General features: G+C 44.6%; 29 protein-coding genes and 1 riboswitch. Of the genes, 18 read left to right on the forward strand and 11 right to left on the reverse strand.

Features of this window, described 5'->3' with window-relative positions; genetic code table 11:
• The first annotated feature begins 40 nt into the window (after positions 1 to 40).
• Positions 41 to 856 (forward strand): phosphonoacetaldehyde hydrolase, encoded by an 816-nt coding sequence (gene phnX / locus LYZ37_RS20595; RefSeq protein WP_272787401.1) that lies wholly within the window; start codon positions 41 to 43, stop codon positions 854 to 856.
• 66 nt (positions 857 to 922) lie between these two features.
• On the opposite strand, the gene LYZ37_RS20600 is transcribed toward phnX, so the two are convergent.
• Positions 923 to 1,516, reverse strand: coding sequence for a cold shock and DUF1294 domain-containing protein (locus LYZ37_RS20600; RefSeq protein ID WP_272787402.1), 594 nt, complete (start codon positions 1,514 to 1,516; stop codon positions 923 to 925).
• A 207-nt stretch (positions 1,517 to 1,723) separates the two neighbouring features.
• On the opposite strand from LYZ37_RS20600, the gene LYZ37_RS20605 reads away from it, so the two are divergent.
• Both LYZ37_RS20605 and LYZ37_RS20610 read left to right on the forward strand, forming a co-directional pair.
• The gene (locus tag LYZ37_RS20605) at positions 1,724 to 2,044 is read left to right on the forward strand and encodes a hypothetical protein (protein WP_004748736.1); all 321 of its coding nucleotides are present in this window, start codon (positions 1,724 to 1,726) and stop codon (positions 2,042 to 2,044) included.
• 79 nt (positions 2,045 to 2,123) lie between these two features.
• Positions 2,124 to 2,810: a helix-turn-helix transcriptional regulator gene (locus LYZ37_RS20610; protein WP_272787403.1), complete on the forward strand. Its 687-nt coding sequence runs from the start codon at positions 2,124 to 2,126 to the stop codon at positions 2,808 to 2,810.
• 6 nt (positions 2,811 to 2,816) lie between these two features.
• On the opposite strand, the gene LYZ37_RS20615 is transcribed toward LYZ37_RS20610, so the two are convergent.
• Positions 2,817 to 3,032, reverse strand: a complete 216-nt coding sequence (locus LYZ37_RS20615) for a cold shock domain-containing protein (RefSeq protein WP_004748738.1) — start codon at positions 3,030 to 3,032, stop codon at positions 2,817 to 2,819.
• 64 nt (positions 3,033 to 3,096) lie between these two features.
• Complete coding sequence (yjjG, locus tag LYZ37_RS20620; protein ID WP_272787404.1) at positions 3,097 to 3,771, reverse strand: pyrimidine 5'-nucleotidase; 675 nt, start codon at positions 3,769 to 3,771, stop codon at positions 3,097 to 3,099.
• A 96-nt stretch (positions 3,772 to 3,867) separates the two neighbouring features.
• Here yjjG and LYZ37_RS20625 point away from each other — a divergent pair, with 96 nt between their 5' ends.
• The 6 genes from LYZ37_RS20625 (at position 3,868) to LYZ37_RS20650 (ending at position 8,583) form a co-directional block, all read left to right on the forward strand.
• Positions 3,868 to 4,785: a LysR family transcriptional regulator gene (locus tag LYZ37_RS20625; protein WP_272787405.1), complete on the forward strand. Its 918-nt coding sequence runs from the start codon at positions 3,868 to 3,870 to the stop codon at positions 4,783 to 4,785.
• 135 nt (positions 4,786 to 4,920) lie between these two features.
• Positions 4,921 to 5,055, forward strand: a complete 135-nt coding sequence (locus LYZ37_RS20630) for a hypothetical protein (protein ID WP_272787406.1) — start codon at positions 4,921 to 4,923, stop codon at positions 5,053 to 5,055.
• A gap of 69 nt (positions 5,056 to 5,124) precedes the next feature.
• On the forward strand, positions 5,125 to 5,775 hold the full coding sequence (gene elbB / locus LYZ37_RS20635; protein WP_272787407.1) for an isoprenoid biosynthesis glyoxalase ElbB: 651 nt from the start codon (positions 5,125 to 5,127) through the stop codon (positions 5,773 to 5,775).
• A gap of 290 nt (positions 5,776 to 6,065) precedes the next feature.
• The gene (gene yiaY, locus LYZ37_RS20640; RefSeq protein ID WP_272787408.1) at positions 6,066 to 7,214 is read left to right on the forward strand and encodes an L-threonine dehydrogenase; all 1,149 of its coding nucleotides are present in this window, start codon (positions 6,066 to 6,068) and stop codon (positions 7,212 to 7,214) included.
• A gap of 101 nt (positions 7,215 to 7,315) precedes the next feature.
• Entirely contained in the window at positions 7,316 to 8,047 is a 732-nt protein-coding gene (locus tag LYZ37_RS20645; protein WP_272787409.1) for a dienelactone hydrolase family protein, read from the forward strand.
• Positions 8,048 to 8,244: 197 nt separating this feature from the next.
• Positions 8,245 to 8,583, forward strand: a complete 339-nt coding sequence (locus LYZ37_RS20650) for a cytosolic protein (RefSeq protein ID WP_272787410.1) — start codon at positions 8,245 to 8,247, stop codon at positions 8,581 to 8,583.
• Between the two features lie 142 nt (positions 8,584 to 8,725).
• On the opposite strand, the gene LYZ37_RS20655 is transcribed toward LYZ37_RS20650, so the two are convergent.
• The 4 genes from LYZ37_RS20655 to LYZ37_RS20670 all read right to left on the reverse strand — a co-directional run bounded on the left by LYZ37_RS20655 (position 8,726) and on the right by LYZ37_RS20670 (position 10,357).
• Complete coding sequence (locus LYZ37_RS20655; RefSeq protein WP_272787411.1) at positions 8,726 to 8,968, reverse strand: hypothetical protein; 243 nt, start codon at positions 8,966 to 8,968, stop codon at positions 8,726 to 8,728.
• Positions 8,969 to 9,009: 41 nt separating this feature from the next.
• A complete protein-coding gene (locus LYZ37_RS20660; RefSeq protein WP_004748751.1) occupies positions 9,010 to 9,225 on the reverse strand; it encodes a DUF3820 family protein in 216 nt (71 codons plus the stop codon).
• A gap of 12 nt (positions 9,226 to 9,237) precedes the next feature.
• Complete coding sequence (locus LYZ37_RS20665) at positions 9,238 to 9,909, reverse strand: DUF3313 domain-containing protein (protein ID WP_239824731.1); 672 nt, start codon at positions 9,907 to 9,909, stop codon at positions 9,238 to 9,240.
• A gap of 94 nt (positions 9,910 to 10,003) precedes the next feature.
• The gene (locus LYZ37_RS20670; protein WP_069668320.1) at positions 10,004 to 10,357 is read right to left on the reverse strand and encodes a helix-turn-helix domain-containing protein; all 354 of its coding nucleotides are present in this window, start codon (positions 10,355 to 10,357) and stop codon (positions 10,004 to 10,006) included.
• Positions 10,358 to 10,729: 372 nt separating this feature from the next.
• A riboswitch (cyclic di-GMP riboswitch) is annotated at positions 10,730 to 10,817 on the forward strand.
• A gap of 71 nt (positions 10,818 to 10,888) precedes the next feature.
• Between LYZ37_RS20670 and gbpA the strand changes: the two genes are divergently transcribed.
• On the forward strand, positions 10,889 to 12,346 hold the full coding sequence (gene gbpA, locus LYZ37_RS20675; protein ID WP_272787412.1) for an N-acetylglucosamine-binding protein GbpA: 1,458 nt from the start codon (positions 10,889 to 10,891) through the stop codon (positions 12,344 to 12,346).
• A gap of 58 nt (positions 12,347 to 12,404) precedes the next feature.
• Here gbpA and LYZ37_RS20680 read toward each other — a convergent pair whose 3' ends face one another.
• Positions 12,405 to 13,571 carry a D-alanyl-D-alanine carboxypeptidase family protein gene (locus LYZ37_RS20680; protein ID WP_272787413.1) on the reverse strand — a complete coding sequence of 389 codons (1,167 nt, stop codon included), beginning with the start codon at positions 13,569 to 13,571 and terminating at the stop codon, positions 12,405 to 12,407.
• Between the two features lie 195 nt (positions 13,572 to 13,766).
• Positions 13,767 to 14,132, reverse strand: a complete 366-nt coding sequence (locus tag LYZ37_RS20685) for an NADH:ubiquinone oxidoreductase (protein ID WP_171319839.1) — start codon at positions 14,130 to 14,132, stop codon at positions 13,767 to 13,769.
• A 469-nt stretch (positions 14,133 to 14,601) separates the two neighbouring features.
• Between LYZ37_RS20685 and LYZ37_RS20690 the strand changes: the two genes are divergently transcribed.
• On the forward strand, positions 14,602 to 15,765 hold the full coding sequence (locus tag LYZ37_RS20690; protein ID WP_272787414.1) for a threonine/serine exporter family protein: 1,164 nt from the start codon (positions 14,602 to 14,604) through the stop codon (positions 15,763 to 15,765).
• Positions 15,766 to 15,808: 43 nt separating this feature from the next.
• On the opposite strand, the gene LYZ37_RS20695 is transcribed toward LYZ37_RS20690, so the two are convergent.
• Positions 15,809 to 16,021: an alternative ribosome-rescue factor A gene (locus tag LYZ37_RS20695; RefSeq protein WP_272787415.1), complete on the reverse strand. Its 213-nt coding sequence runs from the start codon at positions 16,019 to 16,021 to the stop codon at positions 15,809 to 15,811.
• Between the two features lie 353 nt (positions 16,022 to 16,374).
• Between LYZ37_RS20695 and LYZ37_RS20700 the strand changes: the two genes are divergently transcribed.
• The 3 genes from LYZ37_RS20700 (at position 16,375) to LYZ37_RS20710 (ending at position 17,725) form a co-directional block, all read left to right on the forward strand.
• Positions 16,375 to 16,584, forward strand: a complete 210-nt coding sequence (locus tag LYZ37_RS20700; protein ID WP_004745419.1) for a cold-shock protein — start codon at positions 16,375 to 16,377, stop codon at positions 16,582 to 16,584.
• Between the two features lie 69 nt (positions 16,585 to 16,653).
• Positions 16,654 to 17,193 (forward strand): YaeQ family protein, encoded by a 540-nt coding sequence (locus LYZ37_RS20705; protein ID WP_272787416.1) that lies wholly within the window; start codon positions 16,654 to 16,656, stop codon positions 17,191 to 17,193.
• Complete coding sequence (locus tag LYZ37_RS20710) at positions 17,186 to 17,725, forward strand: hypothetical protein (RefSeq protein WP_272787417.1); 540 nt, start codon at positions 17,186 to 17,188, stop codon at positions 17,723 to 17,725. Before LYZ37_RS20705 ends, LYZ37_RS20710 begins: the two co-directional genes overlap by 8 nt.
• Before the next feature lie 80 nt (positions 17,726 to 17,805).
• Here the strand turns inward: LYZ37_RS20710 and hmpA are convergent, their stop codons facing one another.
• Positions 17,806 to 18,981: an NO-inducible flavohemoprotein gene (gene hmpA / locus LYZ37_RS20715; RefSeq protein WP_272787418.1), complete on the reverse strand. Its 1,176-nt coding sequence runs from the start codon at positions 18,979 to 18,981 to the stop codon at positions 17,806 to 17,808.
• A gap of 254 nt (positions 18,982 to 19,235) precedes the next feature.
• Here hmpA and norR point away from each other — a divergent pair, with 254 nt between their 5' ends.
• The 4 genes from norR to LYZ37_RS20735 all read left to right on the forward strand — a co-directional run bounded on the left by norR (position 19,236) and on the right by LYZ37_RS20735 (position 22,603).
• A complete protein-coding gene (gene norR, locus LYZ37_RS20720; RefSeq protein WP_272787419.1) occupies positions 19,236 to 20,822 on the forward strand; it encodes a nitric oxide reductase transcriptional regulator NorR in 1,587 nt (528 codons plus the stop codon).
• Positions 20,823 to 20,910: 88 nt separating this feature from the next.
• Positions 20,911 to 21,270: a glutaredoxin family protein gene (locus LYZ37_RS20725; RefSeq protein WP_272787420.1), complete on the forward strand. Its 360-nt coding sequence runs from the start codon at positions 20,911 to 20,913 to the stop codon at positions 21,268 to 21,270.
• Positions 21,271 to 21,285: 15 nt separating this feature from the next.
• Positions 21,286 to 21,897 (forward strand): HAD family hydrolase, encoded by a 612-nt coding sequence (locus LYZ37_RS20730; protein ID WP_272787421.1) that lies wholly within the window; start codon positions 21,286 to 21,288, stop codon positions 21,895 to 21,897.
• 91 nt (positions 21,898 to 21,988) lie between these two features.
• Complete coding sequence (locus tag LYZ37_RS20735; RefSeq protein ID WP_272787422.1) at positions 21,989 to 22,603, forward strand: NAD(P)H-dependent oxidoreductase; 615 nt, start codon at positions 21,989 to 21,991, stop codon at positions 22,601 to 22,603.
• Positions 22,604 to 22,605 lie beyond the last annotated feature (2 nt).

Genomic DNA, 22,605 nt, shown 5'->3' on the forward strand with positions numbered 1-22,605 from the left:
AGCAATGACTTGGCACTTTAGCAAACAAAAAGGATTCAACATGAAAAACTCACCAATTCAGGCTGTTATCTTTGACTGGGCAGGCACTATCGTCGATTTTGGCTCATTTGCACCAACCAGCATCTTTGTTGAAGCATTCAAACAAGGATTTGATTTCGATATCGATCTTGAAGAAGCTCGTGAACCAATGGGGCTGGGTAAATGGGACCACATCCAAGCCGTTGGTCGCATCCCTGCGGTAGATAAGCGTTGGAATGACAAATTTGGTCGCTCGATGACTAGCGAAGACATTGACGCTATCTACGCGGCGTTTATGCCTTTGCAAAAAGCAAAAGTCGCAGACCACGCTGAGCCCATCCTGAATGCAATTGAAGTGGTAAACGATCTCAAAGACAAAGGCATTAAGATTGGTTCTTGTTCTGGGTACCCTCGTCAGGTGATGGACGTACTGATTCCTGTTGCGGCGGACTACGGCTACAAGCCCGATTATGTAGTCGCAACAGATGATCTTCCTCAGGGTGGTCGTCCTGCACCTTTTATGGCACTCAAGAACGTCATTGAGCTTAACGTGACCGATGTTAATGCCTGTATCAAGGTTGATGATGCCGCACCGGGTATCGACGAAGGTCATAACGCGGGGATGTGGACCGTTGGCCTGCTGCTTTCTGGTAACGAGGCGGGTCTAACATTTGAAGAGTACCAAGCGGCAGATAAATCAACCCTTGATGCCGCACGAGAAAAAGCACGTGCGAAGCTCATCAAGAGCTCACCACACTACCTAATAGATACCATTGCTGACTTTCCACAAGTGGTTGCCGATATCGAGCGCAGATTGGCAGCGGGTGAACGACCGTAGCACTGTTAACCTCAAGACAGCAAAAAGGGCTCAACAGAGCCCTTTTTCAATATTGGAAGTTAAGCGCTATAACACTCGATATTGATACACAAACTCATGAAGCATTAACGCACCTTGATCCGTATTCAACCAACAATAGAACAGAATATTGAGTACCAACGTCGTCCAGAATAAAAACTTAAAGCCAATATCATGATACTTGTGATGCATAAATGACTGAGCGAACAAGGCACCAACCCAACCACCCAGTAAGTTGAGCAGATGGAAGGTTATTTCAGGGACACGCCACGTGCCTGTTAGCTTGGCATGTTTATCAAATGCGTACACAGTGTAAGTGACGGTGCTGGCTGCAAGGTAAAATAGGCAAGCAACTAAGGGAAAGTCGAGAAGAACGACGCTGCCAACAAGAGCACTACAAAACCAAATCGCTATCGCCAAAGAGAAGTTAAATACCACAGGCCTTTCAATTTCTATCGCTCGCATCATGCCATTACTGTCGGCCCCTAACCTGAATACCACAGGCTCACTGACACTCGGAATTTGCGAAGCGTTCGCCAAGTCACTGATATGAAATCGTATTTGAGTGTCTTGATTCTCAACAGCAATATACCCAAACCCTTTGTTCTGATCCCAATGAGCGATCGTTCCTTGAATGGACATAGTTTTCCTCTTCCTAGCAACAACATTAAATGTAGTAATAATCGTTATAGACTTTATTTAATTACCTATAGCACACATATTCTACCGTGCGCATATTTTCGCTATTTTCTCGCATTTTTTTGAAGTGAAACACTCCTGACAGGTTCTGACACACCGCTCCCATATTCTTAACTCGAACCTAAACAACACAAAACAAGGAATTTCATTATGAAAAGTGTCATCGAAATCGTTCGCTTCAAATTACTAGAGAATGCAACTTCAGAGCAGCTCGTTTCAGCAAGTGAGCAGAGCCAGAAATTTGTGTCGTCGTTAAACGGATTTGAATATCGCTCGTTAAGCTTTGACCAAGATTCAGGCACTTGGACAGACGTGGTGTATTGGGACTCAATGGATAATGCAAAAGCAGCTGGTGAGCAATTTATGGCGAGTGAAGACTGTAAACCGCTTATGGCTTTAATTGACCCAGAGTCTGTCATCATGCAACATCAGACAATCATGATGAGTGACCTAGCGGCAAAATACCAATAGCAACGAGTCAATAGTTGGGGGGAGCGAGTAAGGCTCCCTACTTTCCTTTGTTTGACCACTTCTAATGTTAGGAAGACAAGTGAGTAAATCAGAACGGCTGTTTGAACTTTTAACCCTAATGCGCTCAAAGCGTTATGCTGTCACGGCTTCTCATCTTGCCGAGCAGATGGAAGTAAGCGAAAGAACCATCTACCGAGATATCCAATCATTACTCAATTCAGGTGTTCCGATACAAGGGGAAGCTGGGGTTGGCTATTTGCTACAGGCTGATTCTCATCTGCCGCCTTTGATGTTTACCGATCAAGAAATGATCGCGCTAGAACTCGGTATGCGAATGGTGCGCGCTTGGTCCGATGATGAACTCGCCAACGCATCGAAATCGGCCTCGACCAAGATACTCTCTGTCCTTCCCGATAGGCTGAAGAAACAGATTGAGAGCTTTCCGATATTCGTGCCAGAAATTCACACTTCTACAAAAGATGCAACGCGCAGCAAAATGCTCCGTCATGCCACTGATGCCAAGTTAAAAATCGAAATTGATTACAGCGACCAGAATGGTAATAAAACCGTTCGTAGATTACAGCCACTTGGGCAAATATTTTGGGGTAAAATTTGGACCCTAGTTGCTTGGTGTGAGTTAAGAGGTGACTATCGTCATTTTCGAATTGATCGTATCGAAAAGCTCAATATTCTTGATGAAGTATTCGAGACTTCAGCAGAGAAATGCCTCGAATACTACATTAGACAACACGCTCCAGATGCTTAAATGCGGTTACTTCATTAGAGTTGGAGAGATATTCAGCGCTAACCTACATCCATTGAGGTCCGATTCCACATCAAACTCTACCAACTCATTAATATGTGGTTCAATAGAGGAGACAGCGATATCTCTCACGTGAAAGAACACTTTGTCGTCTTCGTTTTCCTGCTTGATAAAGCCGTAACCATGACCTTCATCGAGATCAACAATTTTTCCCAGTACCGACATCTTCACATCCCTTAATACAAACTTTAGTACTAAGTACTGGCGTCAAGCGTTTTAGGATCACTCACTAAGCAATCAATATCTCTTTTAATTGATGCAATGAGCTTACCGTGTAATGCGGCGAAATCGAATGATCTTGTTCCATACCGCCGCTATTCAGCCAACATGTTTCAATACCAAAGTTAAGGCCACCCAAGATATCGGAGTGCTGGTTATCCCCCACCATCAACACCTTACTTTTGCAAGGCATGCCCATTTTCTCTAGTGCGTGACTGAAAATCGCTGTATCGGGTTTCGCCACTCCGACTTCCTCGGAAATGATGACATGTTCGAAATACTGGCTCATCCCGGTTTTTTCGAGTCTAATCGCCTGAAGATCAGTAAAGCCGTTGGTGATGATGCCCATTTTTGCTTTGCCATGAATCGCTTCCATCAACTCTTTCGCGCCGGGTAAAACCGTGCAAATATCCGCCATGGCTTCAAGGAATGAAGAGTTTAGTTCTGACGTTGTCGTTTCTAGCTTATCTGCCCACTCTTTGAATCGAGTATGCTTTAACTCGTGCGCGGTAATTGCGCCATTTTGATAATCGACCCACAGCGGCTTGTTGACCTTCTGATAGTGTTCAAAGTCGCCTTGCGTGAAGTCAATTCCTTTACGAGAGAACATCAGCTGCATCCCTTTAAAGGCATCAAAATGAAACAGGGTTTCGTCAGCATCAAATAAGATCCAATCGTACTTCATTATTATCTCCTCAAATTCTCGCTGCTAGTGTAAATTGTTTTCTTTTAGATGATAATACCCTCACAAAGAAACTTATTGTTTACTGGAGCTCAACCAATGCAAGCTTTTTCTGCGATTCCTATCTTTGTTTCAGTGATTGAAAGTGGCAGTTTTTCTACCGCAGCCAGCAAGCTTAATATCACCAAATCGGCGGTAAGCAAGCGAATTACTCAATTAGAAGATGAGCTAGGCATTCGACTCATTAACCGTACTACGCGCAAACTTAGCCTAACCGAAGCGGGTCAGCGCTATTACGATTATGTTGTCCAATCGCTCTCACTAGCACAACAAGGGATTGATGCGGTCACTGAGCTCCAAGGTAACCCAAGAGGCACACTCAAAGTAACAGCGCCGATGTCATTTGGTGTATTACACATTGCCCCACTCATTTCTGACTTTTTAGCCCTCTATCCAGATGTCGAAATTGACCTTAACTTAGAAGATCGCATGGTGGATCTTGTCGCGGAGAGATTTGATGTTGGGATTCGAATCGGTGATTTACCCCTTTCTAACTTGGTTGCAAAACGTCTAGCGCCCTGTAGAAGCGTCCTTTGCGCGGCACCCGGTTATTTATCTCTGCATGGCTTGCCGAGTAAACCTAGCGATCTCTCCAAGCACAGTTGTTTGCAATACAGCTATTATCGCGGTGGTTCTGAATGGTCACTTCACTCTGCGGGAAACGAATTCAAAGTCATTCCTAAAGGTCGCTTGGTAGTCAACAATAGTGAAGCGATACGTCGGGCGGTTCTGGGAGGAAGTGGCATTGCAAACCTTCCTACCTTTATTGCAGGGAAAGATATCGCGGCAGGTAACTTACAAGTCGTTTTGTCAGACTACGCTTTACCAAGCCATGCCGTCTATGCTGTATTCCCCGAAAAGAAACACATGCCTCACAAGGTTAGAGCCTTTATTGATTTCATCAACCAACGATTGGGAACAGAAACACCCTATTGGGATGAAGGGTTACTACCTTAAATAGCCAAATGTGACACTAAGCTCATAAATTTACTTTGGTAAAGTTTCTCAGCCAGTTAATGATGTAAGACAATTTTTAACGGCTGTCATCCGTTCAGAATAGCCATATACCTGCTGTTCTAGGAGACATTCGAAATGAAACGATTTTTCCCATCTAGTGTCATGCTTATCCCGTTCGTCGTAAAAAACTATTCTGAAGAAGATCATGAGGATAGCCCAGAACTAGAACGTGAATCTGAACCAACTCCTGAACTTGAACTGGAAGAATGAGAGGCTCATCAGGTCACTAACAAGCAATTTTTACTACCCTATTAGCGCACGTTTATAAGGGAACATAAAATGAAAAAGATTGCAGTTATTCTCAGTGGCTCGGGAGTATTCGATGGCGCAGAAATTCACGAATCCGTACTCGCTCTACACGCAGTAGAAAAGCAAGGTGCTTCATGGCATTGCTTTGCTCCTAATATTGATCAACTCCATGTCATTAATCACAAGACAGGAGAAGAAATGGATGAGCAACGCAATGTTCTTGTCGAAGCGGCGCGTATTGCACGCGGCAATATTGAAGATGTCGCGAAGCTAAATGTCGAGGAATATGATGCTTTACTGGTACCTGGCGGGTTCGGTGCAGCAAAAAACCTGACTGATTTTGCCGTGAGTGGCGCTGAGTGCAGTATCAACACTCATGTTGCTTCTGCATGTCGCGCCTTCGCTCAAGCCAACAAGCCCGCTGGATACTTATGTATTGCGCCTACTATTATTCCAATGATTTACGGTCAAGGAGTGAAAGGCACGATAGGTAACGACGAAGCAACCGCTGCCGCGTTTAACGCTTTGGGTGGTGAACACGTCAATTGCGATGTCAGCGATATTGTCGTAGACGAACAAAATCTAGTGCTATCAACGCCTGCCTATATGCTGGCCGAGAATATTTCACAAGCGGCAAGTGGTATCGACAAGCTCGTTGAGCGCTTAGTAAAACTCGCATAGTTATCTTATGTTATGGCCCCTATCCATGTTCTGTGGATAGGGGCTTTTTAGTTTTCATGAAGCAATATGAATCTTATTTAACCCCAATTACTGTTGAGAAAACGATTGCGCTAACCCACTAATATTTAACAAGTTTATATACGATAAATATGCAACTAGATTAACTTCACATTTCGCAGCCAAATCTACCCCTTTTGGGTGGGTTAATTGTCTAAGATCAAGATTTTTGATCGGATAGTTATGCGAATCTAAATGCAGTTTTTAAATCTATAAGAATATGGAGCAATCCAATGACAAGTGCATTTTTCATCCCTACAGTAAACCTAATGGGCGCAGGCTGCCTAAAAGATGCTGCTGATAGCATCCAATCTCAAGGCTTCAAAAAAGGTCTTATCGTTACAGACAAAATTCTTAGCCAAATTGGTATGGTTAAGCAAGTACAAGACATGTTGTCTGAACGTGATGTTGAGACTGTAGTATTTGATGGCACTCAACCAAACCCAACAATCAGCAACGTAAATGATGGTTTGACACTGCTTGCCGACAACGAGTGTGACTTTGTCATTTCTCTAGGCGGCGGCTCTCCACACGACTGCGCTAAAGGTATCGCTTTGGTTGCTGCAAACGGAGGCAAAATCGGTGACTACGAAGGCGTTGACCAATCAGCGAAACCAATGCTGCCACTTATCGCAATCAACACTACTGCAGGTACTGCATCTGAAATGACGCGCTTCTGTATCATCACAGACGAAGAGCGCCACATTAAGATGGCTATTGTTGATAAGCACACAACGCCACTGATTTCGGTTAATGATCCTGAACTGATGCTGGCTAAACCTGCTTCACTTACAGCCGCAACCGGTATGGACGCATTGACTCACGCTGTAGAAGCCTATGTGTCAATCGCAGCGACACCTATCACTGACGCGGTAGCGATTAAAGCAATCGAGCTTATTCAAGCACACCTACGTAAAGCCGTAGAAAATGGTGACGACATCGAAGCTCGCGAACAGATGGCTTATGCCCAGTTCATGGCAGGTATGGCATTTAACAATGCTTCTCTAGGTTATGTTCACGCAATGGCGCACCAGTTAGGCGGATTCTACGACCTACCGCACGGTGTATGTAACGCAATTCTTCTTCCACACGTTCAACGCTACAACGCACAGGTTTGCCCTGAACGTCTACGCGACGTAGCGAAAGCAATGGGCGTTGAAGTAGAAGGATTGAACGCTGAGCAAGGTGCTGAAGCGGCTATCGATGCCATTGTGGCACTTGCGAAAGATGTGGGTATTCCAGCAGGTATCCAAGAGTTAGGTGCAAAATCTGAAGACATTCCAGTACTAGCCGACAATGCTCTCAAAGACGCATGTGGCTTTACTAACCCTAAACAAGCAACACATGAAGAGATCTCAGCGATTTTTGAAGCTGCGATGTAATTCAACTCTTTTCCTTACAGATCAAGCCTCCTTCGGGAGGCTTTTTTGTACCCTTTAGTTTCTAATTGCGTACTACACTTCTACGACAACGGAGGTGTTCTATGAAATCAACAATTGGGCTTATTCTTCTTTTATTAACCTCGCTCGTTCAGGCAGGTGAAAGCAAAATTTACAATGTAAAAGGTAGTGACTACGAGGGCTACTGGGCTAAAGTGAGTGATAACGCTCCTCTCGTTCTGCTTATCCACGATTGGGATGGGCTTACCGATTACGAAATGAAAAGAGCGCAGATGCTCAATGAGATGGGCTATAACGTTTTTGCTGCTGATCTATTTGGCAAAGGTGTCCGTCCAACAGAAGTGAAAGATAAGAAACAACACACCGGAGAACTCTATAAAGATCGAGAGAAGCTTCGTGCATTAATGCAAGGTAGCCTCGATTTTGCGGCCTCTTTGGGAGGAAACGCCGAGAATGTCGTCGTGATGGGATACTGCTTTGGTGGCGCTGCTGTCCTGGAATCTGCACGAGCAGGAATGAATGCCAAAGGGTTTGTTACCTTCCACGGTGGCCTCAGCACGCCAGATGGACAATCTTACTCACAAACGACTGCTCCTATTCTAGTGCTCCACGGCACGGCAGATAGCGCGATTCCAATGTCCCAATTCGCCTCATTAGCCGAACAGCTAGAAACGGCTAACGTAAAACACGAAATGATTACCTACAGCGGAGCCCCACACGCCTTTACGGTTTTTGGCAGCCCTAGGTATCGCGAAGATGCCGATCGTAAGTCTTGGGCAAGCTTTTCCAACTTCTTAACCGCCACCACCCAGTAGATTTGTACAAACAAAAGCCGACGTTTTAACGTCGGCATTCTACGAGGTGTCACATTGTTTTCTGAGGCTATCAGCCTAAGACTATAAGTTTTTTTTAAGCATAGATAGAGGATATCCTCGCCCTTAAAATCTAACCTTCTATTGGGTTCTCCCCTGATAGTGATACAATCTGCGCATCAGAATTACCGAGAAACCCTATGTTTATCCATCATGTTAACGGCATCGACTGGCTAGTGATTACCGCTTTTGAAGAGCTGAAACCTATATTTATCGAAGACGCTGGCGCAATCCCCTCTTGCTTCTCTATCACCAGTGAATTGAGTCTGATTGATCAAGCCAAGCGTACATATGGATACTTGCCTTCACTCAATGGCGTCATCACTGATACGGGCACATTTCAAAGCAAGAACATCGAAGAAGATCTAAACCCTCAGCTTGCCTGCATCGTTGAGGGTCGCGGCCGGGTGTTTATCTATCACGGTGGCTATGTGGCGTTTGTGGATGACGAGCAAACCTTTATTACCCGAATAGGCTAACAGTTATTCTGTAAGTTGAAATCGGCGAATAGCCCTAGCAAGGAATAAAGTAAAAAGAGTCAGCCTTTCGGTCTGACTCTTTTTATAAGACAGGAGCTATCTTGAAGGAGTTTAAGGATGCAACATTAGCTTCGTTCGCTGATTAGATGGCCTGATGACCACTCTTTTTCGCAAACTTTTGCATCGCCTCGGCAAACGTTGTTGTTCTGCCTTTAGCCTCAACCTGTACTACCTTATATCCCATCTTTTCTAGCGCTTGGCGTTCTGCCAAAACGGCTTTGTCATCTTGCTGACTACCTTGAGCAGGTTGATGAATGTAACAACCCTCTAGTTGACCGTCTTCGACCAGTTGGTGATGTCTCAGTGCATCGATATCAAAATTCATAGTACGTCTTTAAATTAAATATAGGGAGCGATTGTGGAAGGTTACATGCGCTTTAAGGGCTTAACCACGCTATCTAATCCTTCGATCTTTAGCGCTAAGCATAGCTTGAGAAGATCGCCTAGCTCCCCATTCGGAAAGCCCTTTTTATCAAACCAAAGTAAGTACTCTTCTGGTAAGTCGATAAGCACGCGACCAGCGTACTTACCAAACGGCATTTGCATTCGTGCAAGTTTAATTAGATTTTCTTTTTCAAGCATTGCTAAGGTTTTCTATGGCTGTTCCCAGCCTTGTAGAGTAACACCTAATCGCTCTACCCAATAGTTAATCGCGTCTTTCGCATCATCAAGCGAGTCAATCATCGTAGAAAAGTCTTTGTTTCCTGCCTCTCTGTCAATGGCGGCAAACAGTGGTGTACCGTCCTGCGCATCACTAACAAGCAACTCAACACTGGCACTACCCACATTGGTATGCTCGCCAGTGGTGACTTTGGAGATGGTTGAGATGGCTAACCCAAATGGCAATACGCTGCTCGTAACCGCCAGTACTGGATTCGGAGTTTCAACATTACTCAATGCGATACTCAAGCGCAGAGTATTTCCTGTCGGCTCTGAGACAACTTGTTTATGGAGAGAGATTTTCTCGGTCAGACGAGCGACCATGTAATCTGTCAGTTCTTGGATTTCTTCTTTATCTAGGGTGCTTTCTTCTGTAACGACAAACACTTGGTCAATCACTACCGAATCATACTCGTCAAGCTTTTCGCTTAATCGTTTTGCGTCTCTTAGACCAATTCGAGCCCATACTAAATCGACACCGCCTTCAGGCCCTGCTCGAAAGTCCTCATAACTGGTAAATTTAGTGGCGCGTTGAACAGGCCCACCAGCACATCCAACCACGAATACGCTCACCACGATTAAAAGCAAGACCTTGAAAGATTTCATGTAAAGCACTCTAATTTATATTTGAAACCAGAATGCTATACCATATGATATTTAGATGTCCAATTGTATTCTATTCAAATTGGTTATATTGGGATCAAGAAGGATGTACCGTGTGCGCGTACTCAACGATCACTTGATTGCCTTCAATGTAGGCATTTTGAATTTCACCATCGACACTCATGCGACTTTGCAGGTACACCACCTTTGGACCATGTTCATTGGTTTCTTTCAGGCTTGGAACCACATTTTTAGGTTCTAAATGAAGAAGTCGACAAAAATGGCTCACGAAAGACATAGTAAGCGGTGTTTCACCTCTTAAAACGCGAGAAAAGCTGAGCTGATTCATGCCAAGCTTTTTGGCAAATTCCATCTGAGTGAGTCGCATTTTCGATTTTTTCGACATCCAGATTTGGTAGAGCGCCTCTCTATCTTTGTCGGTAAATTCCATCGTGATTCCTTGTATAACATTTTGGGGTGGATTGTCGTTGTTTTGGTACTTGAGGTTGTCAGAGCTTGGTAAGTGAAAGTCAAAGCTTTGTCTGCTAAACGTCAGCTACAGACAGGACGAGACAAAAATAAACCACACCCTAACCATTCATAAAATACATCATTAACACCGCTTAGTTATTTAATTTCAATAGGTTAACAAATTAGTCAATATGTAATTAGCAAGTTAATTTGCGACAAGAAATTCAGATCGAGATTATCATTCCACATTTAAGTTTTGGGCTTAGCTTTTCTGATTGGCGTTAGCTACATTTCGCCTGCTTATACAAAACTCATTACTTTGTAATCTAACAATATATTGCGCAAGTATAGGCTGCACTTCAGGCAAACTATCCGAAAGGTTAGGACGCAAAGCCACCGGTCTGTCGACATCTCATGTCTATGATAGCGGGGTTGCCATTTAGCGAGTCTCGCTAGATGTTTCGCGTGCCGGAGTGTCATCTTTTTTGTTATCCATAGATAAGGACAAATGATGAACAAACTCCCAAACAAATCACTCATTGCGTTAGCTTTACTTAGTGTAAGCGGTGCCAGCTTCGGCCATGGGTACGTTTCAGCGTACGAAAATGGTGTTGCTGAAAGCCGTGCGGCACTTTGTAAGTTCCCAACCAGTGACACAAACGAAAAGAACACCAACTGTGGCGCTATTCAATATGAACCGCAGAGTGTAGAAGGGCCAGATGGTTTCCCTGAAACAGGCCCACAAGACGGTAAAATTGCCAGTGCTCAAACCTCACTAGCAGCGGCACTGGATGAGCAAACCGCAGACCGATGGGTTAAACGACCTATCAAGTCGGGCTCTCAGTACTTTGAGTGGACTTTCACTGCCAATCACGTCACTAAAGACTGGAAATACTACATCACCAAAGCAGATTGGAACCCTAATCAGCCCCTCGCGCGCAGTTCATTTGACCTCACGCCTTTCTGTGTTGTCGATGGGGGAATGGTTCAGCCACCAAAACGTGTTAGCCACCTTTGTAACGTTCCTGAGCGAGAAGGTTATCAAGTGATCCTTGCTGTTTGGGATGTAGGCGATACGGCAGCTTCGTTCTACAATGTTATCGACGTGAAATTCGATGGTGACGGTCCAGTGATTCCTGATTGGAGTCAAGGCGGTCAAATCAACCCTACGCTCGATCTGAGTGTTGGCGATACGGTTTATACCCGAGTGTTTGACAGCAGCGGTGAGAACTCGTCTTACAGCACAGAACTCGTAATTCAAAACAGCGAACAAGGTAAAGCAACCAACTGGTCTTATGCTCTCGCGAGTAAGATTAACCAAGAGCAAAGCCAAATTCGTGCCGGTCAGCTTAATGACCAAGGCGAATTTACCCCTGTTTATGGAACCAACCCAGTCTACCTAAAGGCAGGGTCAGGACTAAACAGCGTTGAAATCGGCTATAAATTTGAAACACCAGAGCCGGATTACGACCTTGATGTTGTAGGGCTACAGTCAGAATACGTGATTGGCGAGTCACCGACAGAGCTTGATCTGACACTAACCGCCACAGGCGACTTAACGACTGAGTTGACTGTCTACAACCACCATCGCGAACCATTAGCTTCTTACTCGAAGGCGCTGAAAGACGGTGAGGTTGAAAACACGACGATGACTCTATCTAAGTCTGAGCCAGGGCATCATATGTTAGTGGCTGTCACTAAAGATGACCAAGGTAAAGTGATTGACCAAAACACGCTAGATTTCCACCTAGTAGAAGATCAAACGCCGCCACCTGGCGACTACGACTTTGTTTTCCCACAAGGATTAGAAAGCTACACAGCGGGAACTAAAGTATTAGCCAGTGATGGTGCGGTTTATCAGTGTAAAGAGTTCCCATACTCAGGTTACTGTGTACAGTGGTCACCATCGGCGACGCAGTACGAACCAGGAGTTGGTTCTCACTGGCAATCAGCTTGGAACAAGCTGTAAGTCGTTTATATACAAAAAGAGGATGCCCAGTGCATCCTCTTGTTTATTTTAGGTATAGTTAAAACCAACCTGAGATTAGGCGTTTAAACCAATCAAACAACTTCTTGAACAGACCGCCCTCTTCAACATCTTGCTGAGCAACCAATGTTGCGCTTGCGACCTCTTCGCCATCAATACTGTAGATCACCTGCCCGACAGCATCTCCCTGACTGATGGGTGCCACCAACTCGCCATTGTATTCAATCTCGGCTTTAAGCTTGCTCGCATCACCTTTTGGTAAGGTAATCAACACTTGTTTATCAACGCCAACAGGAACGAGGTCTTCACTACCCATCCACACTTTTGCTTCAGCTAACGTATCTGTCACTTTGGATGGAGAAACGGTATCAAAGAACCTGAAACCGTAGCTCAGTAATTGTTTGCTTTCTGACTCACGGCTTTTGGTACTGCTAGAGCCCATCACCACCGAAATTAAACGCATGTCACCACTGGTTGCCGATGTCGCCAAGCTATAGCCTGCCCCACTTGTATAACCGGTTTTCATACCATCAACGTTTAGGCTTCTATCTCTAAGCAGGCCATTGCGGTTGTATTGGGTAATGCCGTTGTAGGTGTAAGAAGTTTCACTATACAGCGAATAGATGTCAGGTAAATCACGAATGATAGCTTGGCTAAGCAGAGCGATATCATGCGGTGTTGAATACAAGCCGTCGCTGTCTAAACCATGTGGATTGGAGTATCCGGTGTTATCAAGACCAAGCTTTTGCGACCAGCTATTCATTAGGCTAACGAATGCGCCTTCACTACCCGCTACGTGCTCAGCAATAGCCACACTGGCATCATTGCCGGATTGAACAATCAAACCACGGTACAAATCGATAAGTGGAACATCTGTCCCTACTTCGATAAACATTTTTGAAGAGTCAGGGAAGTTCTTTGCCCAAGCTTTACGGCTAATACGAACTTGATCGTCGAGAGAAATATTACCGCTTTTCACTTCTTGGCCGGCTACGTAAGCCGTCATCAGCTTGGTTAAGCTCGCTGGGTTAAGCTTCTTGTCCGCATTTTTCTCCACCAACACAGCACCAGTATGGTAATCAATCAAGATATACCCTTTGGCGCCTAATGTTGGAGGATCAGGAATAATGGTAGGTGCGGCAAATGCACCAAACGAAAGAGAAAATGTCGAAAGAAGCGCTGTGAATTTTAGAAAACGCGTGGTCATGATATGCGACGTCTCACTTTAAATGATTGAGTAACGACCTCAGTATAGACAACCTTGCAATAGAATCAGTAGCTTTGACATCAATCGTTACTATTCAGTAGGAATTTTGGTAAATATTTACCCAGATGACGGAATTAGATACAGAAAAACCAGCGCCGAAACGCTGGTTTTGTAATCTTTTGGCTTAGTTTTCTATTAAGCGGCTTTTAGCTCTTCGCGTGCTTTCTTTCTTGCCATTAGCTTCTCGCGGTAAACAAACCAAACGTAGCTTGCGACGATAGAGAAGAACAAGTACGAGAGTGAGAACACTAGTGGTGAACTAATGAGGTCTTGCGAGATTCCCCAAGATACGCCCGCAACTGTCACTGCGATTTTAGAGAATAGACCACAAAGCAATAGCAGAAGTGCTAGTTGCGGGAAACGACTACTGCGGAATGCAAACCAGTAGCAGCTACCTACCGCAAGAGTAGAAATGTAAAGACCAAGCAAGAATGAATGAAGGTGGTCTGCTGACGCGACACCTGCGGAAATCGACACCATGAAGATAATAAATAGTTTCATATTTTGCCTCGCTCTTAAAACTAGAAAAAGCTTCCTTTCATTTCTGCAAACTCATTTTGCGTATATTTTCGCCCATCTGGTATTAAATTCAAGCTGTATTTTTGTCTATTTATTACACAAAATTCATAGCAATCCCATATGTAAATAACTTGTTAAATGACTATTTCTTAAGGTTTCTTTATTTACTTAGTGTTAAGCAGAAACCCTATAAGATTCACTTTTAAATGTTACAGTCAAATAACATTTGTTACAGTTTAAATTATTTTGATATATGTGAATGAAAACACTAAATGTGCAACTGAATTGACAAACCTATGGGTTCAAAAACTTAGTTTTCGAAAATCGACGCAGTACAACATTCAGGGTGAACTTATTTGTGTGAGCTTAACCACTGTTCACTGCATTGTGTCTCGTCTCAGCACTAGGGCTTTGGTACCTTTGCGTCACAAATTTATACGTATCACATACCATGCCTTCCCAGTACCGAATTAAGAAGATAGTCGAGATCGGCGATACTCTTCACCGTAGCGGCTGTGCGCCATACAAACTAGAAAAATACACTCAGTTTTATGCTCGTAAACATGGGGTGGATGTTATGATCCAAGCTACCCCAACGACGGTTAATTATCAGTTTCCTGATGACAATAATGCGGTTGTGATGAAGCGCCACCAGCCAGCATCTATTAACTTAAGTTTGCTTGCCAATACCATCATCAGAATCAACCAGCCAAGCAGCGAACCGGTACCCGAGCCAGTGGGTTACCCTAAGTGGGTCATTGCGCTAGCTAATATGGGAATTCCACCAGCCTACCTCATGCTCGTGGGCAGTACGCTAGATGCGGTTTTGTTTTCAGTCTTGCTTGGGTTTATGGTTTGGGGGGCTCAACAAATATGCAAGGCTCGCCGTTCAATAGCGGTTGAGTTTATTGCTGCGCTTATCACTGGGATGCTGGTTGCTTGGTTCGCAAGTACAGGGGCTGCTGTCCCCGTTTGGGCTTTGTGTATCGCGGCAATCGTTCTCTTTGTTCCCGGACTTTCCATTGCTAACTCACTAGAGTGTCTTGCGTTTAATGATCTTGTTTCAGGCACAAGTCTATTGGGCCAAAGTGCGCTGACGCTTATCAAGCTATTTGTCGGTATTGTTATGGGGCTCAATATTGGTGAGGCCATCTGGGGACAAGCTGCGTCTATTGAGTACATTAATGAAGTGCCTGTATGGCTGCATATTTCCGGTTTGTTCCTAATCTCAATCTCACTTGGCATCATCTTCAATGCACGCCCTACCGATATATTGCTTGGTTTGCCTGTTGCCGCTCTGGGCATGTGGGGGCCATTTTATCTAGGCTTTGAGAGTGGTTGGGTCGTTGGCACTTGGGTTACAACAGTACTGATTACTTTGTATGGCACTTGGGTGGCTAAAAAAATGGATCTCACTGGTTCGATATACATCGTGCAAGGGATCATCATTCTAGTACCAGGAAGCCGAGTGTTAGTTAGTGCGAGTCAATCAGTGTTTGAGCAGTCAGTGTTGCCGATTCCGAGTATTGGCCTTTCCGCACTGTTTATGTTCTCAGCCATCGTCGCAGGCCAAATCACCGCGTACTCTATCTATTCACCTAAGATAGAAAGGTAGTTTGTCGTCAGGTAATAAAAAAGCCCTATTCAAACTTCGCTTGTTAAGCGGCTTTTGAATAGGGCTCTTTACCCTTGTGTTTCATGTTGCGCTGATAACTCCCTTTGCCTTTTTTCGCTTTCTCTACCTTGGCTCTGTAGAGCTTACTGGTTACCATCGCCCTTAGAGCATTGTCTTTTACTTGACCTCTACCCATCTCGACATCATGGATGAGGCTAACCTCTTCGATGCCACCTTTAGGTTTGTTCTTAGCCATACGGCCTCCACAATAAATGATTAAATATTAGCCAGAGAATAGTAAAACGATACAATCTACTAGCCAAACGAATGTTACACTATTTATACGCTAATCAGTAATATTTTCGAAACTATACCTAGCGCAAATTTCTAGTGAAAACACGATATTAAACTGTACAAAGCTCCTTATTTTTATTGACTTAGTTGCACTTCGCTTTAGACTGGATCGCAGCTAGAAAACGGTTCTTGTTTAATTTCGCCGTTTCGTTGGATTACTTGAATATCTACCGCAACGTCGTACGCAATAGCAATCTCCTTTTCCACGCTATCGGTGCCGTATGGCTTTTACAAGGTTTATCAAGGATATACATTATGTCTAACACTGTTACTGGTACAGTTAAATGGTTCAACGAAACTAAAGGCTTTGGTTTCATCCAGCAAGAAAACGGCCCAGACGTTTTCGCACACTTCTCAGCAATCACTGGCGACGGTTTCCGTACTCTAGTTGAAGGCCAAAAAGTTGAGTTCGTAGTATCTCAAGGTCAAAAAGGCCCACAAGCTGAGCAAATTAAAGTACTTTAATTGTCTAGTACTAAAGATTTACAATAGCCAGCATTACGCTGGCTATTTTTTTGACTATAAGTAAGGCTCATGGCTCTTAAACCCACTATTTATAAATTCCGAATTTCTCTTTCCGACACCAACCGCGACTTGTACGACTCTTCACAGCTTACTGTCGCACAGCACCCATCAGAAACAGTGCCACGAATGATGGCGCGCATTTTGGCCTTCTGTGTTAAATGGCAGCCGGAGCTTGCGCTAACAAAAGGCTTATCAACCACTGAAGAGCCGGATCTTTGGGTCAAGTCTCTCGACGACCAAATTCAACTTTGGGTTGATATCGGAGAGCCATCCCTTGATCGCATTAAGAAGTCTTGTCGCTTGGCTAAGAAAGTGGATGTCTTCTCTTTTAACAGTAAGTCCGATGTTTGGTGGGAGCAAACCAAAAATAAAGTCCACCAATATGATGCGAGCATCTACCGCTTTGACTGGAACGGTATCGAAGCACTGTCAGAGGTTGTCGAACGCAGTATGGATCTATCAGTGATGATCACTGGCGATAGCTTGTTTGTTGACTCTGACAAAGGGTCATTTGAGATTTCTCTAGAGAGCTTACAGTCGAATGACTGATTTGGAGCTGCAACTCAAAGCGATAAAAGCAGACTCTCTGCCGTCATTGGTTGCTCTATCTAAAGCTTGGGATTTGTTTTGTCAGGCACACTCACGTTTGTTTGAAAAAGCGCGACAAAACAAACCGGAAAGCCCTGTTTCTAGTCACCTACTTGGCATTCTGACTAAGGCCCACGTTGAAGCGAGCAGTTACGTGCAATCTAACGCTGCGTCTATGCAGGCAATGCATCAAGCATTCCATGACAATTTAGGTCAAGACCACGCGGGAAAGTTTGAAGAGCAAGGAATGGATCAACTGATCCTTTGCACTCATCTATGGTTGTATGTCCAGGGTTATTTAAGGCTCGATTTTAGTCTCGCTAATGATCATGCACAAAACAGTGCTGAGCTAATATCTTCGGTTAATAAACTAGATGTTCAGTCGCTGAGAACAGAGTTTTTGTCGAGCTACTATCACGGCTCAGAGCGCTCCCCTATTCAAGCTTCGGGATCATTTACCCCTATCACTTGGCTTAAGAAGTTATTCAGCTAGTCTAACGGTGACAGCACCGCGTAGTGATGAACCAAAATCGAAAGGCCCTCGAAATGAGGGCCTTTTTAATATTGCTCAGATTATAGGTAAGTATGAGGGCCAAACACTTCGTAATGAATTCGGTCGCGGTCAACACCTAGCGCTTCCAATTGACGTACCACTGATTCCATAAAGCCCACTGGACCACATAGATAGAAATCTGCGCTGCCAAGGGGTAGCTCCTTCGCGACTAGGTTCAAATCTAGCTCACCAGAAAAGTCAGCACTTGCTTCATTTAAGTACCAAGTGAAACGCTTCCAGTTGTTCTGCTCTACAAGCTGCGCGGTTTCATCTTTGAATGTGTGTTGCTTTTGGTCGTTGCATGCGTAAAGAACACTCACATCTTTCTTACCTTGTGAAGCGAGGGTCTGCATCATAGATTGAATCGGAGTTGCACCAACACCCGCCGAAATAAGCACCACTGGTTGCTGCTTTTCTTGGTAATAGAAGTCACCCGCCGGAGCATAAAGACTCACTCTATCGCCTTCATTGACTTCGTCATGGAGGAAGTTAGACACCAAGCCTTTATGTTTTCCGACTTCGCGTTTCACTGAGATTCGGTAATCGTTGCCATTCGGCTTTTGAGACAAAGAGTACTGACGAATTTCGTTGTAATCTCCTTGGCTCGGCTTTAGCTCAATACCAATGTATTGACCTGGTTGGTAATCCAACACTGCACCACCATCTTCTGGCTCTAGCACAAAGCTTGTCACTAACTCTGATTCTGCCTTTTTCGACTTAACGACAAATCCACGTGCGTTTTGCCAACCACCCACGGCTTGCTTACGTTGTAGATATAATTCGCCCTCGCGATCGATGAATACCTGAGCAAGGAAAAGGTACGCAGCGGTCCACGCTTCTTCCACTTCTGGAGTGAAAGCTTCTGTCGCCAGTTCACGTAGTGTTTCAATTAGATGATGACCAACAATTTGGTAGTGCTCCGCTTGGATGTTAAAGCTAGTATGTTTGTGAGCAATACGTTCAACCGCAGAAGTCAGCGCTTCTAGGTTCTCAATGTTTTTCGCATAAGCCGCAACCGCTTCGAAAAGAGCCACACTTTGACGCCCTGTTTTTTGGTGGGTCATGTTAAAGATGTCTTTTAGCTCTGGGTTGTGGCTAAACATTCTTTGGTAAAAATGCTGAGTCAACGCCGGGCCTGCAGACTCTAGAAGTGGAATAGTGCTCTTTACGACTTCGATATGTTGGTTGTTAAGCATTAGGACTTACTCCTCAGTAGTTATAGTTAGTTATATTTAAGTTTTTTATACCCCTTAACAGCACGAAGTGTGCCAACTTCAGAATCCCTTTAAACTGCTAGTTTTATTGCTATTTTTGCTTAGAAAAAGTCATTACGACACTTTTGAAATAGGTCAAATTGACATTAATGGGTTGCAATACCGCATTCAGTGTGATTAATTTAGCAACATCCGATTCAAACTGGGTTTCTCCTACCCTCGCTGTTGGTAATTTTATGCAAGATATCTCTGTTTCAACCCTCATTGATATGACGATCGGTCTCGCTCGCGGAGACAACGATCAAGATAGATTCAACAACCTGCTTGATGCCATTCGTAAATCGATTCAGTGTGACAGTGTCGCGCTACTGTCACGCCAAGGAGACACATTAGTCCCTTTGGCTCTGCAGGGTTTAACCCGTGACACATTAGGTCGTCGTTTTAAGATAGACGAACATCCACGATTTGCCCGAATCTGTGAGTCGAAAACCGCGGTAAGATTTGACGCCGATAGCGATCTTCCTGATCCGTTTGATAATTTGCTCCTCGATTACGAAGGCGATTTACCGATGCACTCGTGTATGGGCTTACCTTTACTCTATGCCGACAAACTGCTTGGCGTCTTAACTCTTGATAGTTTAACGCCAGGCGTGTTTGAGCAGTTTCCAACTCGCAGCCTAGACGCACTCTCGGCTATTGCGGCTTCTACACTAAAAGTCGCGCTCACGGTAAGCCAACTAGAACAACAAGCAAAGCAAACCCAACAACGCTTTGAAGAGCTTAATGAGGACGCTTGGGATCGTGATGGAGGGGATATCATTGGTGATAGCGTCGCGATGCAAGCTTTGAAGGCCGACATTGAGGTCGTCGCTCCATCCAGTTTCAATATTTTGATTCATGGTGAAACCGGTGTCGGCAAAGAGCTTGTCGCCCGTAGCCTGCATCATCTATCACCACGTAAAAAACAGCCCTTGGTCTATGTAAACTGTGCCGCTATTCCCGAAAATTTGGTCGAAAGTGAACTGTTCGGGCACGTTAAAGGCGCCTTTACGGGTGCCGATAAATCTCGTTTAGGTAAGTTTGCCTTAGCCGATGGCGGAACACTTTTCTTAGATGAGATTGGTGAGCTTCCTCTCGCGGCACAAAGCAAGATTCTGCGTGCACTGCAAAACAATGAAATCCAACCGGTCGGGCAAGACAAGGTAGAAACCATCGACGTCCGCGTTTTAGCCGCCACTAACCGAGATCTCAAAGAAGAAGTCTCTGAAGGGCATTTCCGCTCAGATCTCTACCACCGCTTAAGCGTCTACCCAATTACCGTCCCAGCACTTCGTGAAAGAAATGGCGATATTGTTTTGCTCGCCGGCTATTTTCTGGAGCAAGCAAGACGTAAGCTCGGTATTGTCCAGATCAAGCTAGGTAAAGACGCTCAGCTTGTTCTTTCTCGCTACAACTGGCCGGGCAATGTCCGTGAACTTGAACACGTCATCAATCGAGCAGCACTCAAAGCACGAGCTCGCGGTAAAAATGGTAAACTGATTACGGTATCAATCGAAGATATCGGTGAACTGCAGTCTATTGTTTCGGGCAACGATACGGCGCTGGACTCCCCCAATGCCAGCGTGGAGTTAGACATCTCATTGGGTCTACGCGAAGCCACTGAAGAGTATCAACGCAAAATGATCGTTTCGGCCTTAACCGAGGCGGAGTTTAATTGGGCCAAAGCGGCACGTACACTAAAAACCGATCGCGCCAACCTGACTCGTTTGGCTAAACGCCTTGGTATCGAGGTTACCAAGAAACATCAGGTAAAACTTGGCTGAGCTTTTAGGATTCAAGAATGATCACATCTCGGTTACAATGCGTAACGTAAATGTCATCTGAAGTTAGAATTATATAAATAGGATTGTTATGAAGTTTATCCGCTGGTTTTTAGGACGCGTTATCCTACTGCTCAACTTTGTCTTCTCACCAAAAGGGGTTAAGCGCTCAAGCGAAGCCCAGCAAGAGGTAGACACCAAAGCACAGTCACTTGCACTGTATCAGTTTGAAGCGTGTCCGTTCTGTGTAAAAGTGCGCCGAGCAATGAAGCGTCAATCGGTTAAATTTGACCTTCGTGATGCTAAGAACGATCAGACGCACCGCTCAGAACTTGAAGTAGGTGGTGGAAAAGTAAAAGTCCCTTGTCTAAGAATTGAAAAGGACGGAGACGTACAATGGATGTATGAGTCTTCGGATATTGTCGCGTACTTGGAGAAAGAGTTCGCATAAACAGAAGGATTGTCTATGTCACATGTACCATTGAATATTCGCGATATCAAAGCCATTGTTTTTGATTTGGATAATACTCTGGTGAGTTCTGACATGGACTTCCGTTGGCTAAGAGAGCAAATCGGCTGCCCGCTCGATAAAGACTTGCTCTCTTTTGTCGACCAGTTGGACTGTGAGCAAACCTCTCAACAAGCCAACGAGCTAATTCTCCAGCATGAGTTAGATGACGCCAATTCATCACACCCTATGCCCGGATGCCAGTCTCTGATTGAGTTTATCCACTCTAATCAGCTCTTAACTGCCATTATTACGCGCAACTGTGCCCAAGCCGCAGAGCAAAAAGTCTCTCACAACGAACTCAAAATCCCGCGTATCATCACCCGAGAGCATTTTCCCCCCAAACCTGCTCCCGATTCATTGGTATCTCTCGCAGATGAGTGGAACTTAGAACGTCATCAAATCCTGTATGTCGGTGATTATCTGTATGACTTGCAAGCTGCCTTTAATGCAGAAATGCCCTCTTGTTTACTAACACATGGCAAGCCTACAGAATTTTCGGCGCACGCCTCTTTGATCGTTGAGCACCTGCATGATTTAGAACAAGCGTTTGCTCCATTTCACCAATAGATCGCATTAGTGGCGTAAATACAATCACTGTGTAACAATTAGTTTCTGTGCCCAATTTCGAGAAATGGCCTTCCAATCAGCGAGATAGTCTATGTCTGAAAACAAAGTTCTTGTCCTTTACGCTCACCCTTCACCTCAACGCTCTGAAGTGAATCAACACCTCTTTAAAGCAGCAAAAAAGGTTGAAGGCGTTACGGTTGTCGATCTTTACCATGAGTACCCGACCTATCACATCAACATAGATAAAGAGCAGCAAAGGTTAACTGACCATGATGTGATCATTTTCCAGTTTCCCCTCTACTGGTACTCAACGCCTGCCATTTTAAAAGAGTGGCAAGATCTGGTTCTAGAATATGGGTTCGCCTACGGACATGACGGCACTGCGCTACATGGCAAAAAGTTCCTCTGCTCTCTCTCTGCAGGAGGTAAAGCGGATGCCTACCAAACCGATGGCTACAACCACTTTACGATTCGCGAGTTGCTCCATCCGTTGGAGCAAATGGCAACGCTAACAGGCATGCAATACCTCGCACCCTTTGCACTGTTTGGTGCGCGTACTGCTCAAGAAGATGGACGAGTGAAATCGCACGTTGAAAACTGGTCAAGCTTGCTAACCAAACTCGTCGCCAACGAGATAGATTTCGAACAAGCGAGTAAACCAGAAAAACTCAATCATTATCTCGCCACATTAGTGAAAGAGGACTAAGC

The sequence above is a fragment of the Vibrio tubiashii genome, from assembly GCF_028551255.1.
Taxonomy (GTDB): Bacteria; Pseudomonadota; Gammaproteobacteria; order Enterobacterales; family Vibrionaceae; genus Vibrio; species Vibrio tubiashii_B.

Bases quoted from the DNA above. Each gene is read 5' to 3' on its own strand.
- LYZ37_RS20735 (WP_272787422.1), top strand. From the start codon at position 21,989: ATGTCTGAAAACAAAGTTCTTGTCCTTTACGCTCACCCTTCACCTCAA.
- LYZ37_RS20685 (WP_171319839.1), bottom strand. From the start codon at position 14,132: ATGAAACTATTTATTATCTTCATGGTGTCGATTTCCGCAGGTGTCGCG.
- yiaY (WP_272787408.1), top strand. From the start codon at position 6,066: ATGACAAGTGCATTTTTCATCCCTACAGTAAACCTAATGGGCGCAGGC.
- LYZ37_RS20700 (WP_004745419.1), top strand. From the start codon at position 16,375: ATGTCTAACACTGTTACTGGTACAGTTAAATGGTTCAACGAAACTAAA.
- LYZ37_RS20615 (WP_004748738.1), bottom strand. From the start codon at position 3,032: ATGTCGGTACTGGGAAAAATTGTTGATCTCGATGAAGGTCATGGTTAC.
- LYZ37_RS20600 (WP_272787402.1), bottom strand. From the start codon at position 1,516: ATGTCCATTCAAGGAACGATCGCTCATTGGGATCAGAACAAAGGGTTT.
- LYZ37_RS20630 (WP_272787406.1), top strand. From the start codon at position 4,921: ATGAAACGATTTTTCCCATCTAGTGTCATGCTTATCCCGTTCGTCGTA.
- LYZ37_RS20680 (WP_272787413.1), bottom strand. From the start codon at position 13,571: ATGACCACGCGTTTTCTAAAATTCACAGCGCTTCTTTCGACATTTTCT.
- LYZ37_RS20725 (WP_272787420.1), top strand. From the start codon at position 20,911: ATGAAGTTTATCCGCTGGTTTTTAGGACGCGTTATCCTACTGCTCAAC.
- norR (WP_272787419.1), top strand. From the start codon at position 19,236: ATGCAAGATATCTCTGTTTCAACCCTCATTGATATGACGATCGGTCTC.
- LYZ37_RS20670 (WP_069668320.1), bottom strand. From the start codon at position 10,357: ATGGAATTTACCGACAAAGATAGAGAGGCGCTCTACCAAATCTGGATG.
- LYZ37_RS20625 (WP_272787405.1), top strand. From the start codon at position 3,868: ATGCAAGCTTTTTCTGCGATTCCTATCTTTGTTTCAGTGATTGAAAGT.
- hmpA (WP_272787418.1), bottom strand. From the start codon at position 18,981: ATGCTTAACAACCAACATATCGAAGTCGTAAAGAGCACTATTCCACTT.
- LYZ37_RS20660 (WP_004748751.1), bottom strand. From the start codon at position 9,225: ATGCTTGAAAAAGAAAATCTAATTAAACTTGCACGAATGCAAATGCCG.
- LYZ37_RS20645 (WP_272787409.1), top strand. From the start codon at position 7,316: ATGAAATCAACAATTGGGCTTATTCTTCTTTTATTAACCTCGCTCGTT.
- yjjG (WP_272787404.1), bottom strand. From the start codon at position 3,771: ATGAAGTACGATTGGATCTTATTTGATGCTGACGAAACCCTGTTTCAT.
- gbpA (WP_272787412.1), top strand. From the start codon at position 10,889: ATGAACAAACTCCCAAACAAATCACTCATTGCGTTAGCTTTACTTAGT.
- LYZ37_RS20730 (WP_272787421.1), top strand. From the start codon at position 21,286: ATGTCACATGTACCATTGAATATTCGCGATATCAAAGCCATTGTTTTT.
- LYZ37_RS20710 (WP_272787417.1), top strand. From the start codon at position 17,186: ATGACTGATTTGGAGCTGCAACTCAAAGCGATAAAAGCAGACTCTCTG.
- LYZ37_RS20665 (WP_239824731.1), bottom strand. From the start codon at position 9,909: ATGAAATCTTTCAAGGTCTTGCTTTTAATCGTGGTGAGCGTATTCGTG.
- LYZ37_RS20650 (WP_272787410.1), top strand. From the start codon at position 8,245: ATGTTTATCCATCATGTTAACGGCATCGACTGGCTAGTGATTACCGCT.
- LYZ37_RS20690 (WP_272787414.1), top strand. From the start codon at position 14,602: ATGCCTTCCCAGTACCGAATTAAGAAGATAGTCGAGATCGGCGATACT.
- LYZ37_RS20605 (WP_004748736.1), top strand. From the start codon at position 1,724: ATGAAAAGTGTCATCGAAATCGTTCGCTTCAAATTACTAGAGAATGCA.
- LYZ37_RS20655 (WP_272787411.1), bottom strand. From the start codon at position 8,968: ATGAATTTTGATATCGATGCACTGAGACATCACCAACTGGTCGAAGAC.
- phnX (WP_272787401.1), top strand. From the start codon at position 41: ATGAAAAACTCACCAATTCAGGCTGTTATCTTTGACTGGGCAGGCACT.
- LYZ37_RS20695 (WP_272787415.1), bottom strand. From the start codon at position 16,021: ATGGCTAAGAACAAACCTAAAGGTGGCATCGAAGAGGTTAGCCTCATC.
- LYZ37_RS20705 (WP_272787416.1), top strand. From the start codon at position 16,654: ATGGCTCTTAAACCCACTATTTATAAATTCCGAATTTCTCTTTCCGAC.
- elbB (WP_272787407.1), top strand. From the start codon at position 5,125: ATGAAAAAGATTGCAGTTATTCTCAGTGGCTCGGGAGTATTCGATGGC.